The sequence below is a fragment of the Pelatocladus sp. genome (genome assembly GCF_059505505.1).
In genome coordinates this window covers 1-18,554 of sequence record NZ_JCACKS010000236.1, presented here as the reverse complement: position 1 = coordinate 18,554, position 18,554 = coordinate 1, and the positions used below count along the sequence as shown (strand labels likewise).

Here is an 18,554-nt window from a genome sequence, read left to right as displayed (position 1 = left end):
TGAATTGATAGGTAGGTAGAAAAAACTTTAATATCTCTATCTTTACATTAGGCTGCATGAGGATACTACATCTTATCTCTTCATGCAGCCTTTTAAATCTGTTGATATTAATAACTCTTAACCAATTAAAGCAAAATAATACGATTTGTATAAGATAGCTCTTATTAACATTTACAACATATTGTTATAATATTATGTCTGCTTTACTACCAGTAATTACCTAGTTAATTTTCTGTAATCAGAGGATTTTACGGGATTTTGGTCTGTTGCCTAAATTCGAGAACATGATATAACTTATACCCATAGTTTCTCAATACTAGTATAAAATCGGGAGCATCCCAACTAAATTTTTGATTTGAGTTATTAATTCAGGGAATTTACCTATGGGTTATCGATTTGATAGTGCTAATAAAAGTAAAAATTCCAGTTTGGCATATCTCCTACTACCTTCTCAGCTAATGATTGATAATTCTAGAGTTTCAGAACCACGTAAATTAAATATTACAACCTCATTGTCAAGCAATAAATCTTTCTTTGGATGGTTTTATAACCTGATTCTCAATCGTAAACATTTAATCGCCTTAATTAGCTGTGAATTAGTTTCTATTTTAGGTATAGCTATTGGAACAAAATTCTTTATTAATCAAAGTTTAGCAACTCAATTGACTGAACAAACAAAATCTGAACTCGCAGTAAATGATGTTGATTATCATGCTAGTTTTAATAAACTTAAATCACAGATAGAGTTACCTCTAGAAAGCAGGGCTATATTAGACGAAGCAGTTGCAGCCAATACAGCACAAATAGTTACCAAACATGCTGTTTTGGGAAATAAAACTTACATTATGCCACATCAGGCTTTGACTAACAAAATTATTGGATATGTTGGAAAATCAGATAGATATAAAGTAGTTGAGAAAAGACAATCCCTAGCTATTTTAGTGCAGAGAACTCCTGATAAATCTATCAATAACGTATTAACACAAAGTTGGTTATTACAAATTGTATTAGTTTTATTAGCTTTCTTGTTAATTGCTATTTGGACATTCATCTTAAGACGTTCAATCATCAAACCAGTTTCTCATTTGCAGCAAGCCACCGAAAAATTTGCCGCAGGCGATCGCAATGTCCGTGTTCAAGTTTTCGCAAATGATGAAATTGGTAAACTGGCTGTCAGTTTCAATAAAATGGCAGACTCGATAACAAAAGAGTTTCGTCGTCAAGAAAATGATGCAAAACTCATAGAGAAACTCAATCAAATCACTATTCGCCTACGAGAAGTACTCAGCAGTGAAAAAATTATTAAAACCGCAGTATCAGATATAAGAGATGCTTTGCAAAGCGATCGCGTACTCTTTTATAGTTTGGATGACCATTGGCAAGGCAAAATTATTGCTAAATCAGTTGATTATTCTTGGTTAAGTGACTCAGAAGAAAATCTTTCTAACCCCTATTTTGGAGAAGAGTATTCTGATGAGTTAGCAATAGGTACGGTGAAAACAGTCCATGATATTTACGACAATAATTTTAGTCACTCATATCTGCATCAACTAGAAAGCCAAGCAGTTAAAGCATATTTGTTAACACCTGTGTTTATTAACAGAAAACTATATGGTTTGTTAGTAATTCATCAGTGTTCTCATGAACGTTATTGGCGAGATATAGAAATTTATTTATTTAAACAAATTGCTGTTCAAATTGGTTATGCTCTAGAACAGGCAGAACTTACTCAACAAATAGAACAAGGTCGTCAAACTGCAAAAACATCTTCTTGGGAAGAACAGCAACATCAACAAGCTTTACAAAATCAAGTTTTAGAATTACTTGATGATGTTGAAGGTGTAGTTCGAGGTGACTTGACGGTACGTGCTGATGTGAATGAAGGCGAAATAGGTACTGTTGCAGACTTTTTCAACTCCATTGTTGAAAGTCTACGGGATATTATCATCAAAGTAAAAGTGTCAATTGTGCAATTAGACGAGGCGATTGGTAGCAACGAAACAAAAGTCTGCTATCTCACACAACAAGCACTAGCACAAACTAACGAAATTAGTCGCATTTTGGATGCTGTTGAACAAATGACTATTGCTATGCAAGCAGTAGCGTCTAGCACCCAGCAAGCTGCACAAGTCGCTAATACCGTCGCTAACACCGCCACGAAAACAGGAAAAGCGATGGATACAACAGTAGAAAATATCTTAACTTTGCGTGAAATTGTCGGCAAAACTGCCAAGAAAATCAAACATTTGGGACAATCTACACAAGAAATTTCGCGTGTAATCGCATTAATTAACGAGATTTCCATGCAATCCAACTTGTTAGCAATCAACGCAGGTATTGAAGCCGAGCGAATGGGTGAAGAAAGTCAAGGTTTTGTTGTTGTGGTCGAAGAAGTTAGCGAACTCGCAGCGCGATCAGCACAAGCAACCAAAGAAGTAGCAGAAATTGTTGAAAACATCCAACAGGAAACCAACGAAGTAGTGGAGGCGATGCAAGAAGGAATTACTCAAGTTACACAGGGAACACAAATAGTTGAAGATGTCAAACATGATCTTAGTTTAATCTTAGACATCTCACAGCAAATAGATACTTTAGTGCAGTCAATTTCTACCGCCACAATCTACGGAGTCCAGACATCACAAACGGTTAGCGAATTAATGAAGCAAGTTGCTACTAATTCACAATCTACTAGTGAATCATCTATGCAAGTTTCTAAATCTCTACAAAAAACGGTGAAGATTTCCCAGCAGTTACAGGAAACACTAGTTGGTTTGAAGGTGAATTAAGGAGAACAAGGGAAGGGGGACAAGGAAGAATTTCTCTATTTTCTTCCCCTAATTTATAATTCTCGATCCCTATTCCCTATTTTCAAGAAAATTCTAACGATATATGCTGTTGTGAATAAAAAAGTCCTTGACAAATCTGGCAATATCTGAAACAGTTGCTATGACATAATTTCAATAGTTTTTTCAATTAGTGTAATATCGTATTTTACACCATTTTTTGGTCTACTCTCTGAGGAGACAGAGAACAAAATGTAGTTTATTTTTAAGTGAGTAGGCAACATTTTTTCCTTGACTAAATTCTAGATTTCTTATAGATATACTTTTAGTAACAGTTAAATATCCTAAAAAAATCAAGTTAAAAACATGTTAAAATAGTGTAATATCAAGTTAATGCTATGGCTATTAGTGATATTAATAGCCATAGCACGCTAGTTTTTCTGTAGTGAGTTCCCGCATGTTCTGCCAAAAATAGCACTAGATTCACAGTCAATTCTAGTGCTTAAACATTTTGAACACTTTGATTCAGGCAAGAGTGAGGAAGTGGCGATCGCATCGCCTCATGTTCTATAGGTGTCCGCCGAGACACCCGATCAACATATCCATAGCTTAGACTTGCACTGAGGAAGTTTATGAGTAAAAAATTCAACAGTCATTATTAAAAAAAATTCAAATTTTTTATCCAATAAATAATCCATAGTATCTAGACTTTTTAAAAGCATTCAGTTTTGTTAACAAAGTCTTATTAATTATGGAGAAAAATTTGATGCCTAAATATAACTTGTATTTATAAATAAAATTTGAATGTTTTTTATTAGTTACAAGAGTTGATCTATATATTGAAATGTGCAATTATTTTTTAGGTTAAGACCAGAGAATAAACAACATCAGAATGGTTACAACTTCTTTGAAAATCCTCACTCATCCTTATCAATCTGTAAAAAATGATGGTCAAGATGTTATTCAAGGATTAACTCAAAATCCAAAAAGTTTACCTCCAAAGTATTTTTATGATGATCACGGCTCAGAATTGTTTGAACAAATCTGTGAGTTACCAGAATATTATCCAACACGAACAGAGGCGTGGATTTTGAGCCAATATGCTGATGAAATTGCTGAGATTACAGGTGCTTGTGAATTAGTAGAATTAGGCAGTGGTAGTTCTACTAAAACTCTATTTCTGTTAGATGCATACCAAAAAATTGCTAGTTTGTGTAGATATGTACCCATTGATGTCAGTGGGGGAATCCTCAAAGCTAGTGTGCTGAAACTACAAGAAAAATATCCTTCTTTCTCGATAGAGGGTTTAGTAGGGACTTACGAACAAGCATTAGCAAAACTGGAATCGACCTCGTCGCCATCGCGGATGATTTTTTTCTTGGGAAGTTCTATGGGAAATTTTGCTTCCCAAGATTCAGAAGATTTATTGCGCCGAATTTCTCAAACTTTAAACCCCGGCGATTATTTTCTACTTGGTATCGATCTACAAAAACCAGAAGATATTTTATCAGCAGCCTATAACGACAGTCAAGGAGTAACAGCTGCTTTCAATTTGAATATGCTCTCCCATTTAAATTGGCGATTCCAAGGCAATTTTGATCCCAGTTTCTTTACGCATCAAGCAATTTATAATCAAGCTGATGCTCAAATTGAAATGTATCTTCATTGTCACAAGAGTCATTGGGTATCCCTAGAAATTTTAGATTTCAAGATTTTCTTTGAAGCTGGGGAAAAAATTCTCACTGAAATTTCTCGTAAATTCGATTTAGCAATTATGCAAAAAGATCTGGAAAAGCAAGGACTTAAGACACTGAAAATTTGGACAGATCCAAAACAGTGGTTTGGATTAATTCTTTGCCAAGCTTAAATATTGTTTTTTCTTTGTTGAAGGGTAACTAAGTAGCCATCCTAAACATCCTAAACTGTATACACCAAGGTGAATAATTCCTAAAAATCTTTTTTCATTTTGGAGGAATAATATCTATTTAAAAAATTCAAATCCACATATTCCGTTAAATAAAACCTAATTTAGTTTACAAAAATTATGAGTTATTTTGCGGATTAAAAATGATAAAATTCATCGTGTTTCTTCCCTATCCCTGATCTCCTAATTTCAAAGAGTTTGGGGATAGAAGAATTATCATCTACCAAATACTCAAATACTTTTTAGCCAATCTATGGAAACAGTTTGGAACACGCTGAAAAACATCAACTATTCTGGCATCCCGATTGCCAAAATCGCTACTGTTCTTGTGATATTGACACTGACACAGCTGTTGAGACGGTTTTTTGTTGGAGTCATTATTAAAACTATTGAGCGCTTTACTCGCAAAACAAAAAGTACACTTGACGATGAATTGATAGCTGTAATCAGACCTTCTTTAAGTTGGCTGATTCAAATTGCTGGATTTTGGCTAGTCAAGACAGTTTTCGCAGAGGAATTAGGGCCTCAACTTAGCGAAACAATTGGTAATGTACTCAACTTCATAGTCATTTTTATAGTTGCATACGTTGTTTATCGAGGCTCTTCTATCATGGGTCAGATACTTGCCAACGTAGTGCTACACACAGAAACTGAGCTTGACGAGTTGCTCAGACCTTTAATGCCAAAGATTTTCCAATCAGCAGCAATCATCATACTGACAATTAAGGTTAGTGAAGTATTTTTAGGACAATCGGCGGCTGCATTGGTTGGTCTATTAGGTGGTGCTGGTATAACTTTAGGTTTGCTATTAAAAGATATTGTCTATGACTGGTTTTGTACATTGATTATCTACTCCGATAATCTCTATCGAGAAGGTGACTGGGTAGGAGTGGAGGGAATAAATGGTTTTGTGCAGATACTAAATATTGGATTTAGAACCACAACTCTGCATATAACTAAGTGGGGTTCGATCATCAAAATGCCCAATTCAAAAATGATTACTGGAATTGTTGAAAATTGGTCACAAAATCCTGGTACAGAATTAAAGTGGGGGCTGAATTTAACTCTCAAAATAGATGGTATTTCAGCACAGCAAACTGCCAGAATTTGTGATGGTATTGAAGAATTAGCAAAAAATATTCGGGGAGTTTCTCCATCAGTTACGGTTAGGTTCAGCAAAATTGAAGAAAATGCCCGTGTCATTGAAATTATGTTATTTGTGAATGACGCAAATCTTTATTTTGATGTGGAGAGAAGCTTAAACCTAGCCATATTAGAACTATTAGAGCAAGAGGGAATAGATTTTCTATCTATCAACCTAGAAGTAGATATGTATAAATATAAACAGAATAAGGAAGCAATCAACAATTAAAGATGAAAGAAAACTTTCACAATGATGTTTGATGTTGTTTTTACACACACCATACTACGCGATCGCACTTGATTCTGTAGAGTGTGTTAGCACTAGCGTAACGCACCAATAGTAAACCTTGTGCAGAGACCGTAAATTTACGGTCTCTGCATGACAAAACAATGCCGAAAAATCTTTAAAAAACCGCATTGGGGTTAGTCCTATCAATATAACCACTGTTGATTTTCCGCAGATATGCTGGAAGTAGGATTTGGGCGAATGAAGAACACGAGTCAGTTAAAAAGTCCTTGACAATTTTAGCTACATCTGAAACATTTGGTATGTCTTAATGACAGTAGTTTTTCATATTGATGTAATATCATATTCACACTATTTTTTTGTTTATTTTCTACGTTCCCTGAGAACAAAATGTAGTCAGTTTTCGAGTGAGTAGGCAACATTTTTTCCTTGACTAAATTCTAATTTTCTTATAATGATACTCTCGTTTACCACTTAATAACCCTAAAAAATAATGCAATTAATATACTCAAAATAGTGTAATATCAAATTAATAACATTGCTTGTAGTAATGCTGATTGCCATAGCACACTAGTATTTTTTTAGTGTTCTCCCGTATTTTCTGCGAAAAATAGCACTAGGTTTACTACCCTTTATACTGCTTAAATATTTGGAATAGTTTGATTCAGTCAAGAGTAAGAAACTGGTGATGCTCCTCTAGGATATGCTTTCGGCGATCGCATCGCCTCATGCTCTATAGGTGTCCGAGGAGATACCAACCTATTAGAAATACTTACAGAACGAATAGTTGATGATTAATAATCTACTGATAAAAACTTAACAATCATATAAATCAGGGAAAATAAAATGAAAGATGGCTTTGAGTTAAGAAATGTCAATGGAAAAAATAGGTCACTGAATATGTCACTCAGTAAGATTTTTGCATCGTTTTTTTACTTTATTAACCCTTGCATGAGAATCTACCTATAAATCTATTACTCTAGAAACAGAAGCGAATTATCTGGATTAAATTGTGTTGTCAAAAGTTCATCACAACTATAAAAGACCATGAAAACAATCCAATTAACTGTTCCTCCAAAACTTGATAGTTGCAATAACCAAGCCATCCTCGATTACTTTGAGAATGCTTGGCAACTTGAAGACATGTTGTTTAGAAGTCTAGTTAGTGAAGACACATTTTATATCAATCCCGACCCTTTAAGAAATCCTCTGATTTTTTATCTGGGACATTCGGCTGTTTTCTACATCAATAAATTGATTCGTGTTGAATTATTAAAAAAACGTATTAATCCAGATTATGAGATATTATTTGAAATTGGAGTTGATCCAGAAAAGCCAGAGGAATTAGATCAAGCGATCGCTCATCTGGAATGGCCGCAAGTTGCACAGACTTGGGAGTATCGAGAACAAGCATATTCTGTAATCTCCGAAGTAATTAAAAAAACCCCAATTACTCTACCAATTCATCCCAGTCATCCTCTTTGGGCATTAATGATGGGGATGGAACACCAGCGTATTCACATTGAAACCTCTTCGATGTTAATTCGCCAACTGCCAATTGAGAGAGTTAAACGTCCCTCCAACTGGAAATATGCTCCTTCTAATGGTTACACTCCCCAGAATGAAATGATAGAAGTGGCTGGTGGGGTAGTGAAAATAGGTAAAGCCTTTGATGATAGTACCTATGGATGGGATATTGATTATGGCGATCGCACTGTTGAAGTCGCACCTTTTTTAGCTAGTAAATATCTGATTACCAACTCAGATTTTCTCTATTTTGTCAAGTCCAGTGGCTACGAAAATCAAGATTATTGGGATGAAGAATCCTGGAATTGGAAAACTCAAAATAACATCCAACATCCCAAATTTTGGTCACTAGAAAATGGTAATTATAAATATCGAGCCATGTTTGACGAGATGGATTTACCTCTAGATTGGCCAGTGGAAGTCAATCACTATGAAGCAATGGCTTACTGTCGTTGGCAAGGTAAAGAGACTCGCTTAATGAGTGAAGCCGAGTACCATCTAGCAACGTACGGTGATGGTTTAATAAAAGATATAGACAACTACAATCTCAATTTTAAATTTGGCTCACCGAGTCCCGTAGGCATGTTAGAAACTGCAAAAAGTCACTCTGGATTGTACGATTTACGCGGGAATATTTGGGAATGGTTGAGCGATAATTTAAATCCTCTTTCAGGATATAAACCTCATTTTCTGTATGAAGATAATTCTGCCATCTTTTTTGATACCAAACATCACATGTTGTTAGGGGGATGTTGGATAACTAACGGTACAGAAGCTTTGAAATATTACCGCAATTGGTTCCGTCCTAATTTCTATCAACACGCTGGTTTTAGGATTGTTCGGGATATAAAATCTTAAAAGAATATGTTTAGCGTGCTTGCTCTCGTATTGATTTAAAAACATATCAAAACGCCAGTTTGAGAATAACGTACGATATTTAATGACAGCAAATTATTAACCATGAAACCAAATCCCATACCACCAAAACCCGGTCAAGAATCAGTTTGGGACTATCCCCGTCCGGCGATTTTACAAGATACCGACAAACATCTAAAAGTCATTTGTAATGGCATTGTTTTAGCAGAAACTAACAGAGGAAAAAGAGTCTTAGAAACCAGTCATCCTCCTACATATTACTTTCCCCCAGAAGACATCAAACTAGAATATCTGATTGAAACACCAAAGAAAAATCTGTGTGAATGGAAAGGTGCATATCAATATTATGATATCAGCATTGGTGGTCAGCAGAGAAAGTATGCTGCTTGGCGATATTTTAACCCAACTTCTGATTTTCTGCCCATTCAAGAATACTATGCTTTTATCCCTGCTTTAATGGATGCTTGTTATGTAAATGATGAGTTAGTAACACCCCAATCCGGTGATTTTTATGGAGGATGGATAACTGCGGATATTGTTGGACCTTTTAAAGGTGGTCAAGGTACATGGGGGTGGTAAATTATGAAATTTTCGGTAATCAAAATTGATAGTTGGATAATTCATGAACATCATTTAGAAATTATCTACAGTGCAGATAAATTTCAATTCTCAAGTAAGATTTTCTATCATGATGTTTCGTTTTCTGGGTTGATGAAAAAATATTCTCAACCAATCATACAGCGCGTAGTTGCTCATATTATTTTATTTGAAGGAATGAAATTATGTTCTTTATTCCCTCAATATTATGATATTTCTGTAATTGCTGAATATCTAGAAATCGAAGTTCTAGATTTGTTTGTGCAAATATATCAGGGAGTATTTGGGCAACATTGGTATGAAAACAATATCACTAATTATCAACAACCGGAAATTATCTGTTCTCAAAAATTGGGAGTAAGTCAACCTACTTCCATTTTAGGTGATCATCAAACTATTCTCGCTGGATGTGGTGGTGGTAAAGATAGTATTTTAGCCATGAAAATACTGGAAGAAGCGGGTATTTCTTTTGCTTCTATGCAGTATTCCCATAGCGTTTACGGAAAAGCTGATTTTCAACATAATTTGATCTCGCAAGTATTAGAATTTGTCAACCCCATTGCTAAACATCAAATATCTATCTATGATGATTTTACTGATTTTCCATTTTTGAAATTATACTTTCCTGAAAACTCTGGTATCACTGCTCCAGAAACGCCAGTTTCTATCTTTGAATCTCTAATTTTAATATTAGATAAAGGATATCGTTATCTATGTCTAGCACATGAAAAAAGCGCAAATACTGGTAATCTATTCTGGGACGAAATAGGAAAAGAAGTTAATCATCAATGGGGGAAAGGTTTAGTAGCAGAACAAATTTTGGATCAATTTATCCAACAACATTTGTTTAGCAACTTTAAATACTTCAGTATCCTCCAACCCATCTACGATTTTCGCATTTTTCAAAAATTGAGTAAATACCCTGAACTTATTCCTAAAATCCATTCTTGTAATGTAAAAAAACCCTGGTGTAAAAAATGTTCTAAATGCGCTTATGTTTGGTTAGGTTTAATGGCATTCTCGCAACAGAATCTTGTCAATGAAGTTTTTGAAAATAATTTATTTGATGATATAGATTTACTTCCGATATTCCGAGAAATGCTAGGTTTAGGTGAACATACACCATTTGAATGTATTGGAGAAATTGAGGAAAGTAGATTATTGATGAGAAGATGTTTAGAACGGGGTATAACAGGAAAAGCTTTAGATATGTTTACAGAGGAAATTTTATCGGATACTAGAATTGATTGGCAGAATATTGAGCATAAATATAATTTTATTTATGCTACAGAACATGCTGTTCCTGATTGGATATATGATCAAATTAATAATAATTTGTAAAAAAGTAAAACTTTAGGAATTAATCAAGTTAAATAATTTTCAAAAATGTCTAAAGTCTTGAATCAACAAATTGATTATTATTACAGAACTTCTATTTGGTTTTTGTTGGTGTAGTCTGCACTCTGCGCTGAAAAAACTCAGTAGACTTCTTATTAAAACTTTCCTGTTCCCTGTTAAGACCCTTCACGAGTCAGTTCATCAAATCAAATCAGATTGCTATATTACCCAGAAGTTGCACAGGACTTTACGACTTGTGCAGGAATGTTTGGGAGTAATTAAGTGATGATTTAAATTCTCTCTCAGTATATAAACATCATTTAGTGTATGAAGATAATTCTGCGATCTTTTTTGATACGAAACATAATATGATGTTAGGAGGATGTTGGGTAACTAATGGTACAGAAGCTTTAAAGTATTACTGCAATTGGTTCCATCCTAATTTCTATCAACACGCTGGTTTTAGAACTATTCAAAATATCAGGGATTAACAGCACAATCATGTTTTACACAAATAATAAGTGGAGAGTACTGATACTTACAGGAATGATATTTGGCATCTCCTCCATTTATACCTGTAATGTTCAGGCTCAATCTTTGTCTGAGAAAGGCAATATATTAATAGCTCAAAATCTAGGGGGAATAGTACGAAAAATCACTCTAGAAGAAGTACCAATGACAGCAATGTCGTCTGCAAAAACAGTGACAAATGCTGAATTTAATCAAGCCCGAATTGAACTGAAGTCAGATGGTTCCTTAATATACATCATTAGAGGAAAAAACCAACAAGGCTATCAGGTTGAAGCACAAGTTACTCCTAATGGTACTGTTACTCAAGTTGATGAGCAAATAGACTCCAGTGCAGTTCCTGAAGTTGCTGTCAAAGCTTTCAAACGATGGGCGCCCAATGACCAAACGGTCAGCATTTGGCGGAGTACCCGTCTGGGAGAATTGTACTATCAATTTGTCATTCAGGATTTTTGGTTAGAAGTTGCTCCTGATGGTAATAAAGTTATGATTTACCGGAAAAAAGTTAATGTGACTTAGTACAGTTTTACTGAAAAATTTAGCATTTTCAAACGCCTCAATAGCGTGAATTTAGCTAATAATTTACTGGACAAGATTTTGAGCCATTTCAATGATTTTGTACTAGGCGTGCGCTCGCACGTCTGGTACAAAGCTGGAAATTTATTTTCTGGCTATTAACGCATATTTAGAAAGTAATCCAATTTTCTGTTGGATGATTGAAATTCTCAAATTTTCAAATCTAAATTACTAAATGGGATTAATTCTTTTCCCAAAAATCGTTGCTTTATTTACTCAAAGATATTCGTGAAAAAATTGAAAATTAGTAACTACCAGCAAATTTTAACTTTGACATTAGTAGCTGCGACAACAATTACTTCTACCACTCATGCAGCTTTTGCCCAATTATTAAGAGGGGCTGGTGATTCTTTTGCTCAACCTCTGATAGAACGTTATAGCCAAGAATACCAACAAGAAACAGGTGGAAATTTTAGATATAGCTCGATTGGTAGTGGTGGCGGTATTCGGTTATTTACTAATAATTCTGTAGACTTTGGCGCTACAACTTTAATTCCCACTCCTATTGAAATCAATCAAATGGAAGATGGGTTGTTAATGATACCAACAGGGGGAGGTGCATTAGCTGTTGTTTATCACCTCAAAGAAGTCAGTAGTAATGTCAAGTTATCCCGTGAGCAACTAGCAAAAATATTCACAGGTCAAATTACAAATTGGCAACAAATTAATTCCCGATTTCCTAATAAGAAAATCCAAGTTATAGTTTGCTCTGACAATTGCGGTACTAACTTTATTCTCACTAAATACTTGCGGAAAATTACTGGAGGTAAAATAGTAGCTAGTAGAAACCCCGATTGGGGATTTCGGGTATTTTCTGCTCTCAGTCAGGATGGTGAAATCGCTGGAGAAGTAAAACGCATTGATGGTGCTATTGGCTATGTGCAAACTAACGTTGCTCTAAAAAACAATTTGTCAATAGCGAGTATTGAGAATAAAAGTGGCAATTATGTTAAACCTACTCTTGAAGAAACAAAAAAAGCTCTAGCCAATGTCACATTTCAGGATGACTTTTCTACAGAAGATATCCAAGATCCAGAAAATGGCTATCCCTTGGTAAGTTTAATTTGGCTGCTAGTACATAAAAAGTATGCCAATCAAGAGACGCTGGAAAAAACTAAAAACTTGATGACATGGATTTTGACTAAAGGACAACAACTTAATGAAGATTTAGGATATACCAAAATCCCTGATGACGTGAATAAAAAAGTAATTAAAGCTGTCAATAATGAAGTGAGCATTAGTCCTTTTTAAGAGTTATTATTTATCAGTTTTACTACTGGATATAAATCTCTATTCATATTCCTGGTAACTGTTACTGATTTAATATTTGGTCTGCTTCAACACTTACTACAAATATTGATTTTTTTACGCCCACTTAACTTATAGCATTTATTGGTGTGAGGATTAATCAGGGAACAACAATGAAAAAAATGGATATATCCGTTATTATTACTTCAGTGATTTTGAGTGGTAATTTATTAACTGCGTGGCCAGTATTAGCACAAACATATTTCAACTCTAATTCTATTAAAGAAGGAAATTTGAGTAATACAAAGAATTTGCAAATTTCCTCTGAAAATCAAAATCAGTTAACGTCAGTAAGTGATGATTCAACATCTAAAATTTCAGAGAAATTACAAGTACAAAGCGAACAACTATATATTAGCGCTCCTCCTGAGTTAGATGAAATCGTCAATGTCAATCAATTACAAGATGTTACTCCTGATAATTGGGCTTATGAAGCCCTGCGAAATTTAGTAGAAAAATACCAATGTATTAGTGGTGATGCGGAGGGCCATTTTAATGGAAATCGGGCTATGACCCGTTATGAATTTGCGGCTGCATTAGATAATTGTTTGCAAAAACTTGGACGTTCAATTAATAGCTTAAGTAATAAAATTGCCAGTCAAGAAGACTTAGCAGTTTTTCAAAGATTGCAAACAGAATTTGCAGAAGAATTGAAAGCTATTACTGCCAGAATAGATACATTAGAATACAAGACAGCCTCAATTGCAGATCGTCAGTTCAGTACAACTACAGTTTTAAGGGGTCTAGCAACCTTTAACTTAATTAGCACCTTTGGTGATGAAAAATCAGTTTCTCCTGGTAGTGACTCAACAGAAAAAATAGATACAAATACTACCCTATCATCACGAAGTATTTTAACCCTTGATACCAGTTTTACCGGTAAAGATAGATTGCGAACACAACTGGTAGCAGGAAATGTTAATAATTTTGGCAGTAGCGTCACCGGCACAGACATGACTCGGCTGTCAGGTTCAATAAACACTGGTAATGATGTCTTCATAGGTACGCTATTTTATGAATTTCCTCTAGGCGATCGCGGGATAGTAGCCATTGCTCCAGCAGCAGATTTTCCCACTCGCATTTTTCCGGCTCTTAATCCTGTCAGTTCAATCTCCAATTTTGGTGCAGAAAGTCCGATTTACTCCTTTGCTTTTGGTAGTGGTGCAGTAGCTTACTATCAATTCACCGATACATTAGCCGCAGGTATCAGTTATTTAACTAGTTCTGGTGACAATCCCAATGAAGGATTATTTGGTGGTCAATATACTGCTTTGACTCAAGTAACCTATACTCCATCAGACAAAATCGGGCTTGCTTTTACTTACGGTCGTTATTATGCTCCAGAACCTGGTGCAACTATTAATGTCACTGGGAGTAAGGGGAGTCAATTTGCTCAATTACCATTTGGTGACAATACACCGACTTCCTCCAATGCTTTTGGTTTACAATTTACTTATAAACTGAGTGAAAAATTGATATTAGGCGGTTGGACTAGCTACTTTAATGCTCGTGCTGAGGGTTCACCCAGTTTGAGTAATTTTAATGGTTCTAAAGGTGATCATGCAGATATATGGAGTTGGGCAATTACCGCATCACTGGCTGATTTGGGTAAATTAGGCAGTCAATTAAGTTTTGTGTTTGGGATGCCTCCGAAAGTCACAGACAATGACGTTATCGAACGCCAGGATCAAGATACTTCCTTACATTTTGAATTATCTTATCGCTACCCAGTGACTGATAGAATTTCTATTACTCCGGGATTTTTAGTGATTACAAGTCCCGAACATAACGCAGATAATGATACAGTTTGGATTGGATTGATGCAAACTAACTTTAGCTTTTAATTGCAATAGGACTTACGCACACTCTACGAATCTTGGCGTTCTACCTTATGGTAGGCGCGTAGTGACTTGCTACGCGTCTCTACATTAGTTTTCACAGAGGTCTAATACTTAAATTCCCAAGTATAGGGCAATCTGGAATCCGAATAATCAGGTGTTTGTAAACGATTATGAAGGTTATAATCAAGGTATTAGTATATGTTGTAGCATCATATTAGCCCTGCAAGGTAGATTAGGATGCGATCGCCTAAGTTTGCTCTTTTTGCATTCACAGACAGTCTTTTAGATTAACGCCGATATTACTTTACAAGGAGAAAGTTTTTGATGAGAACTCCCAGGGAGACTTCCAGCAAAGCTTTTGAAAAAGCAACACGCCGTATCCAAAAGTCTTTTAAAAAAGCAGACAACCTCAATCTCAAGACAACTGGCTCAAGATCAGTAGAAGCTTGGTTTTTAGGGTCAAGAGCAGAAAATGCTGATCTACTGAAAAGATTGATAGTACAAGCTATCGACTCTCAGGTTGAGTGGAGAAATAGTTATTTTCCTGAAGATCCTTGTCATATTACCGAAGAAATCAAGCAGTCACCAGATTACAAAGAAGCGATCGCTCTCATTGAAGAAGGTTATCACGATTTATTAGAAAGACTGAAGAGATCCGTTCCCTTTTTCAGTCTGCGCTATCAAGGACACATGGGTTGGGATTCCACCATTCCTTCCGTGATTGGCTACTTTGCGGGAATGCTGTACAACGCAAATAACGTGGCTTTTGAAGCCTCGACTGTCACCACAGAGTTGGAAATTGAGGTGGGTGATGACCTTTGCCGAATGTTAGGATACTACGTTCCGCCGGATGATAATGAAAATGATCAACTGCGAGCCTGGGGACATATCACTTGTGGAGGAACTGTTGCTAACATAGAGGCTATTTGGTCAGCCAGAAATCTTAAGTTTTATCCCATTTCCATCAAAGAAGCTTTGTTGCATGACCAAAACTTGGTCAAGGTAGCAGAACAGATTAAGATTAACGCCTACTCATCAGATTCTGGAACTTGGACAGAGCAACAGTTAATCAATCTCGACACTTGGCAACTGTTAAATCTCAAGGTTGATGATATCCTAGCCTTATCTACGCAAATCACTGAGCAATTAGTCAGCCAAGGCGTTGACGAGAGTGAAGCTTCTACCATTTTATCGGCTGCCTTATCCAAGTATTCGGTACAAGATTTAGGTATACAAGAATTTTCCAAACGTTATCTGCAAGAAGTTGAATCCCCGGTCTTTTTCGTACCCGGAACCAAACATTACTCATTCCCGAAAGCAGCAGCCATTTTAGGAATGGGAGCTTCCCACATGATTGATGTGGAAGTAGATGAACATGGCAGAATGAGAATTGAGCCTCTTGAACCTCAACCTGGTCAAGATGGACTCAAGGGCTATAACCTCAGAGAAGATTTACAATATTGCCTAGATAATCACATTCCTGTCTATACCGTCGTTGCAGTTATTGGAACCACCGAAGAAAGCGCCGTTGATCCCCTCAAGCAAATTCTGGAACTACGAGAAGAATTCAGCCAAAAAGGATTACAATTTACTGTTCATGCGGATGCTGCTTGGGGGGGATATTTCGCTACCCTATTACGCACCGACGCAGACTTTTATTTACCCTCTCCCAAAGATTCAGCACCCCCAATTTCTCCCTTGAGTGCTTATGTAGAGGAGCAATTCGCCGCTCTTCCCGAAGCTGACTCGATCACTGTCGATCCTCACAAATCAGGTTACATCCCCTATCCAGCTGGAGCGTTATGCTATCGCAACTCAGCCATGCGGAATTTAGTTACCTTCGTTGCTCCCTATGTTTTTCATGGAGAAGCAGAGCCAACGATTGGGATTTATGGAATTGAGGGATCTAAACCAGGTGCAGCTCCGGCGGCGGTATATTTGAGCCATCGCATTATTCGACCTACCAAAGATGGCTATGGTAGGATTTTGGGTCAGGCTCTGTTCAGTGGTGATAAACTCTATGCTCGACTTTTGTGTATGGCGAAAGAGGAAGATCCATTTATTATTGTTCCTCTGACCTTAATTCCCGATTCTATTCCCGGAAATACAGAAGCCGAAAAAATTAAATTCATTCGGGAAAGAGTGGATGGTAGAACGAATGAAGAGGTTGAGCAAGATGAAGAAGCAATGGCTGCACTCGAAGAACTGGGGCCGGATTTAAATATCTTGATTTACGCTTTCAATTTCAAGATTAATGGTCAACTCAACACCAGTTTAAAGAATGCTAACCTTCTCAATAAAAGGTATTATGAAAACCTGAGTATTGACGAGGGAGATGATATTAACAATTACCCCATGATTGTCAGTACCACAGATTTCAATGCTGAAGCTTATGGTTCTTATTTCATTGAACACTACAAGAACCGTTTAGGTGTTACAGGGGAAGCAGATCAACCGATTACTGTCATCCGTACCGTAGTCCAAGATCCCTGGACAACTGAAACAGATCAAGGTTCGTTTATTGATGTCCTGGAAGGCATAATTCGGGAATCGATTTTAAAGGCTATTGAAGATATTCAAGATGAAATAGAGTAGATTTTGGCTGGCAAAATTAAGATGATTGCAACAGTGATCGCTTTTACTGGTTTAATCTTGCTAAGAGCGATCGCTGATTATAATGAAGGTACTAAAAAAATGATAAAAACAGAAGTAATTAAAATACTGGAGTTGATAATTCATGAACATCATCTCGATAATCACAAATTATTTATTCACAATCTAGTTTAGGAGAAAGTAATCCTGTCCTCATATTAGGAGATAATTCTACTATGAGAGTAAATTATAGATGTTGCTAATAACTACATAACACAACCAATTTAAACTATGAAAATAGGATTAGTAGAACTTCCACAGCTAAAAATCATAGATCCTGAAGGCATTGACTGGACAGAGCAAAATCAACACCCCCTGATCAGTAAACAGATTTTAATGTCTAACTTGGAAGCAGGAGGTTTTGAAGTGGAGTTGTTCAACCTCAAAAATGGTTTTGAGGAGGAAGAGTTCGGACAAGCAACTTGGAAAGGTATGACTCTACATAAGATTGCCTATGGTGGAAAAACAGCTGCTATTGACCCTAAATCCTGTGATGCTTGGGGTGTGACGAACAACTTTACGATTTATAGAGAATTAACCAGTCTGGTCTTGCGCCATTTAGCAAAAGGTGGCAAACCTATTATTGTGGGTGGCTCGGATGTCATTAGCCAGCCTCGGTACTACCTGGAAGCTGGAGCAACGGCTGTGGTGACAGATAAATCGGGATCTGCCAACTGGGCAATTTTTGACTATGTGTTAGGACAACCACAACGACAGGAACTATCAGGAGTCCTCTTTGCCGATGGAAGTCAGTATGGCAAGAATCTGCGTCCACTGCACCCGCAGGATTGGCCTGTGCCGTCAATTAATGTGGCCAAAGCCTGTTTAGGTGGATCAAATGAATTTGCGGATAACATTTCAGAATCCTCTTTAATACCTATCGGCTCGGTAATGTTGGATCTGGGTTGCGATCGCACTTGTGACTTTTGCCAAACCCCTACTTATGGCACGGGCTATATGCGAATGACTCCCCAGCGAGCTTTAGAGTGGTGCGCCCGTCAAAAAGAAGCTGGCGCACGTAGCGTTGTCTCTGACTCTGATCAGTTCCTTGGTCGGGTTTTATTTGGAAATGAAGGGCGACAAGAAGTATTCGATATCGTCAATGGATTGCGAGCCATGAATTTGCCCTTTTCTTGGGACAATGGGATCGAACTGAAAAACTGCCCGTTCGCTTATTTTGAGATAACAAAAGGAATTAATGCCTTGGTGGGTAA

At 36.5% G+C, this 18,554-nt stretch carries 13 protein-coding genes; 12 read left to right on the top strand and 1 reads right to left on the bottom strand.

Translation table 11 applies throughout. The annotated features are described in order from the left end of the window. The first annotated feature begins 383 nt into the window (after positions 1–383). Positions 384–2,786: a methyl-accepting chemotaxis protein gene (locus AC5JMK_RS23235; protein WP_495911135.1), complete on the top strand. Its 2,403-nt coding sequence runs from the start codon at positions 384–386 to the stop codon at positions 2,784–2,786. A 499-nt stretch (positions 2,787–3,285) separates the two neighbouring features. On the opposite strand, the gene AC5JMK_RS23230 is transcribed toward AC5JMK_RS23235, so the two are convergent. After that, entirely contained in the window at positions 3,286–3,432 is a 147-nt protein-coding gene (locus AC5JMK_RS23230; RefSeq protein WP_495911134.1) for a hypothetical protein, read from the bottom strand. Between the two features lie 243 nt (positions 3,433–3,675). Here AC5JMK_RS23230 and egtD point away from each other — a divergent pair, with 243 nt between their 5' ends. The 11 genes from egtD to AC5JMK_RS23175 all read left to right on the top strand — a co-directional run. Next, positions 3,676–4,650 (top strand): L-histidine N(alpha)-methyltransferase, encoded by a 975-nt coding sequence (gene egtD / locus AC5JMK_RS23225; RefSeq protein ID WP_495911133.1) that lies wholly within the window; start codon positions 3,676–3,678, stop codon positions 4,648–4,650. Between the two features lie 310 nt (positions 4,651–4,960). Then, positions 4,961–6,079: a mechanosensitive ion channel family protein gene (locus AC5JMK_RS23220; RefSeq protein ID WP_495911132.1), complete on the top strand. Its 1,119-nt coding sequence runs from the start codon at positions 4,961–4,963 to the stop codon at positions 6,077–6,079. Positions 6,080–7,144: 1,065 nt separating this feature from the next. Beyond that, complete coding sequence (ovoA, locus tag AC5JMK_RS23215; protein WP_096677277.1) at positions 7,145–8,482, top strand: 5-histidylcysteine sulfoxide synthase; 1,338 nt, start codon at positions 7,145–7,147, stop codon at positions 8,480–8,482. A 102-nt stretch (positions 8,483–8,584) separates the two neighbouring features. Next, on the top strand, positions 8,585–9,079 hold the full coding sequence (locus tag AC5JMK_RS23210; RefSeq protein ID WP_096677276.1) for a DUF427 domain-containing protein: 495 nt from the start codon (positions 8,585–8,587) through the stop codon (positions 9,077–9,079). Positions 9,080–9,082: 3 nt separating this feature from the next. Further along, the gene (locus AC5JMK_RS23205) at positions 9,083–10,438 is read left to right on the top strand and encodes a MurL-like N-terminal domain-containing (RefSeq protein WP_495911131.1); all 1,356 of its coding nucleotides are present in this window, start codon (positions 9,083–9,085) and stop codon (positions 10,436–10,438) included. A gap of 498 nt (positions 10,439–10,936) precedes the next feature. Then, positions 10,937–11,482, top strand: coding sequence for a hypothetical protein (locus tag AC5JMK_RS23200; protein WP_495911130.1), 546 nt, complete (start codon positions 10,937–10,939; stop codon positions 11,480–11,482). A gap of 285 nt (positions 11,483–11,767) precedes the next feature. Beyond that, entirely contained in the window at positions 11,768–12,790 is a 1,023-nt protein-coding gene (gene pstS, locus AC5JMK_RS23195; protein ID WP_096677273.1) for a phosphate ABC transporter substrate-binding protein PstS, read from the top strand. Between the two features lie 179 nt (positions 12,791–12,969). Further along, positions 12,970–14,691 carry an iron uptake porin gene (locus AC5JMK_RS23190; protein ID WP_495911129.1) on the top strand — a complete coding sequence of 574 codons (1,722 nt, stop codon included), beginning with the start codon at positions 12,970–12,972 and terminating at the stop codon, positions 14,689–14,691. A gap of 321 nt (positions 14,692–15,012) precedes the next feature. Beyond that, positions 15,013–17,283, top strand: a complete 2,271-nt coding sequence (locus AC5JMK_RS23185; RefSeq protein ID WP_495911128.1) for a pyridoxal phosphate-dependent decarboxylase family protein — start codon at positions 15,013–15,015, stop codon at positions 17,281–17,283. Between the two features lie 3 nt (positions 17,284–17,286). Further along, the gene (locus AC5JMK_RS23180; protein ID WP_495911127.1) at positions 17,287–17,475 is read left to right on the top strand and encodes a hypothetical protein; all 189 of its coding nucleotides are present in this window, start codon (positions 17,287–17,289) and stop codon (positions 17,473–17,475) included. Between the two features lie 96 nt (positions 17,476–17,571). Continuing rightward, positions 17,572–18,554: radical SAM protein (locus AC5JMK_RS23175; protein ID WP_495911126.1), on the top strand; the 983-nt coding region annotated here is incomplete at its 3' end.

Coding starts and splice junctions, on each gene's coding strand:
- ovoA (WP_096677277.1), top strand. CDS start 7,145: ATGAAAACAATCCAATTAACTGTTCCTCCAAAACTTGATAGTTGCAAT.
- AC5JMK_RS23200 (WP_495911130.1), top strand. CDS start 10,937: ATGTTTTACACAAATAATAAGTGGAGAGTACTGATACTTACAGGAATG.
- AC5JMK_RS23210 (WP_096677276.1), top strand. CDS start 8,585: ATGAAACCAAATCCCATACCACCAAAACCCGGTCAAGAATCAGTTTGG.
- AC5JMK_RS23235 (WP_495911135.1), top strand. CDS start 384: ATGGGTTATCGATTTGATAGTGCTAATAAAAGTAAAAATTCCAGTTTG.
- AC5JMK_RS23185 (WP_495911128.1), top strand. CDS start 15,013: ATGAGAACTCCCAGGGAGACTTCCAGCAAAGCTTTTGAAAAAGCAACA.
- AC5JMK_RS23190 (WP_495911129.1), top strand. CDS start 12,970: ATGGATATATCCGTTATTATTACTTCAGTGATTTTGAGTGGTAATTTA.
- egtD (WP_495911133.1), top strand. CDS start 3,676: ATGGTTACAACTTCTTTGAAAATCCTCACTCATCCTTATCAATCTGTA.
- AC5JMK_RS23205 (WP_495911131.1), top strand. CDS start 9,083: ATGAAATTTTCGGTAATCAAAATTGATAGTTGGATAATTCATGAACAT.
- AC5JMK_RS23220 (WP_495911132.1), top strand. CDS start 4,961: ATGGAAACAGTTTGGAACACGCTGAAAAACATCAACTATTCTGGCATC.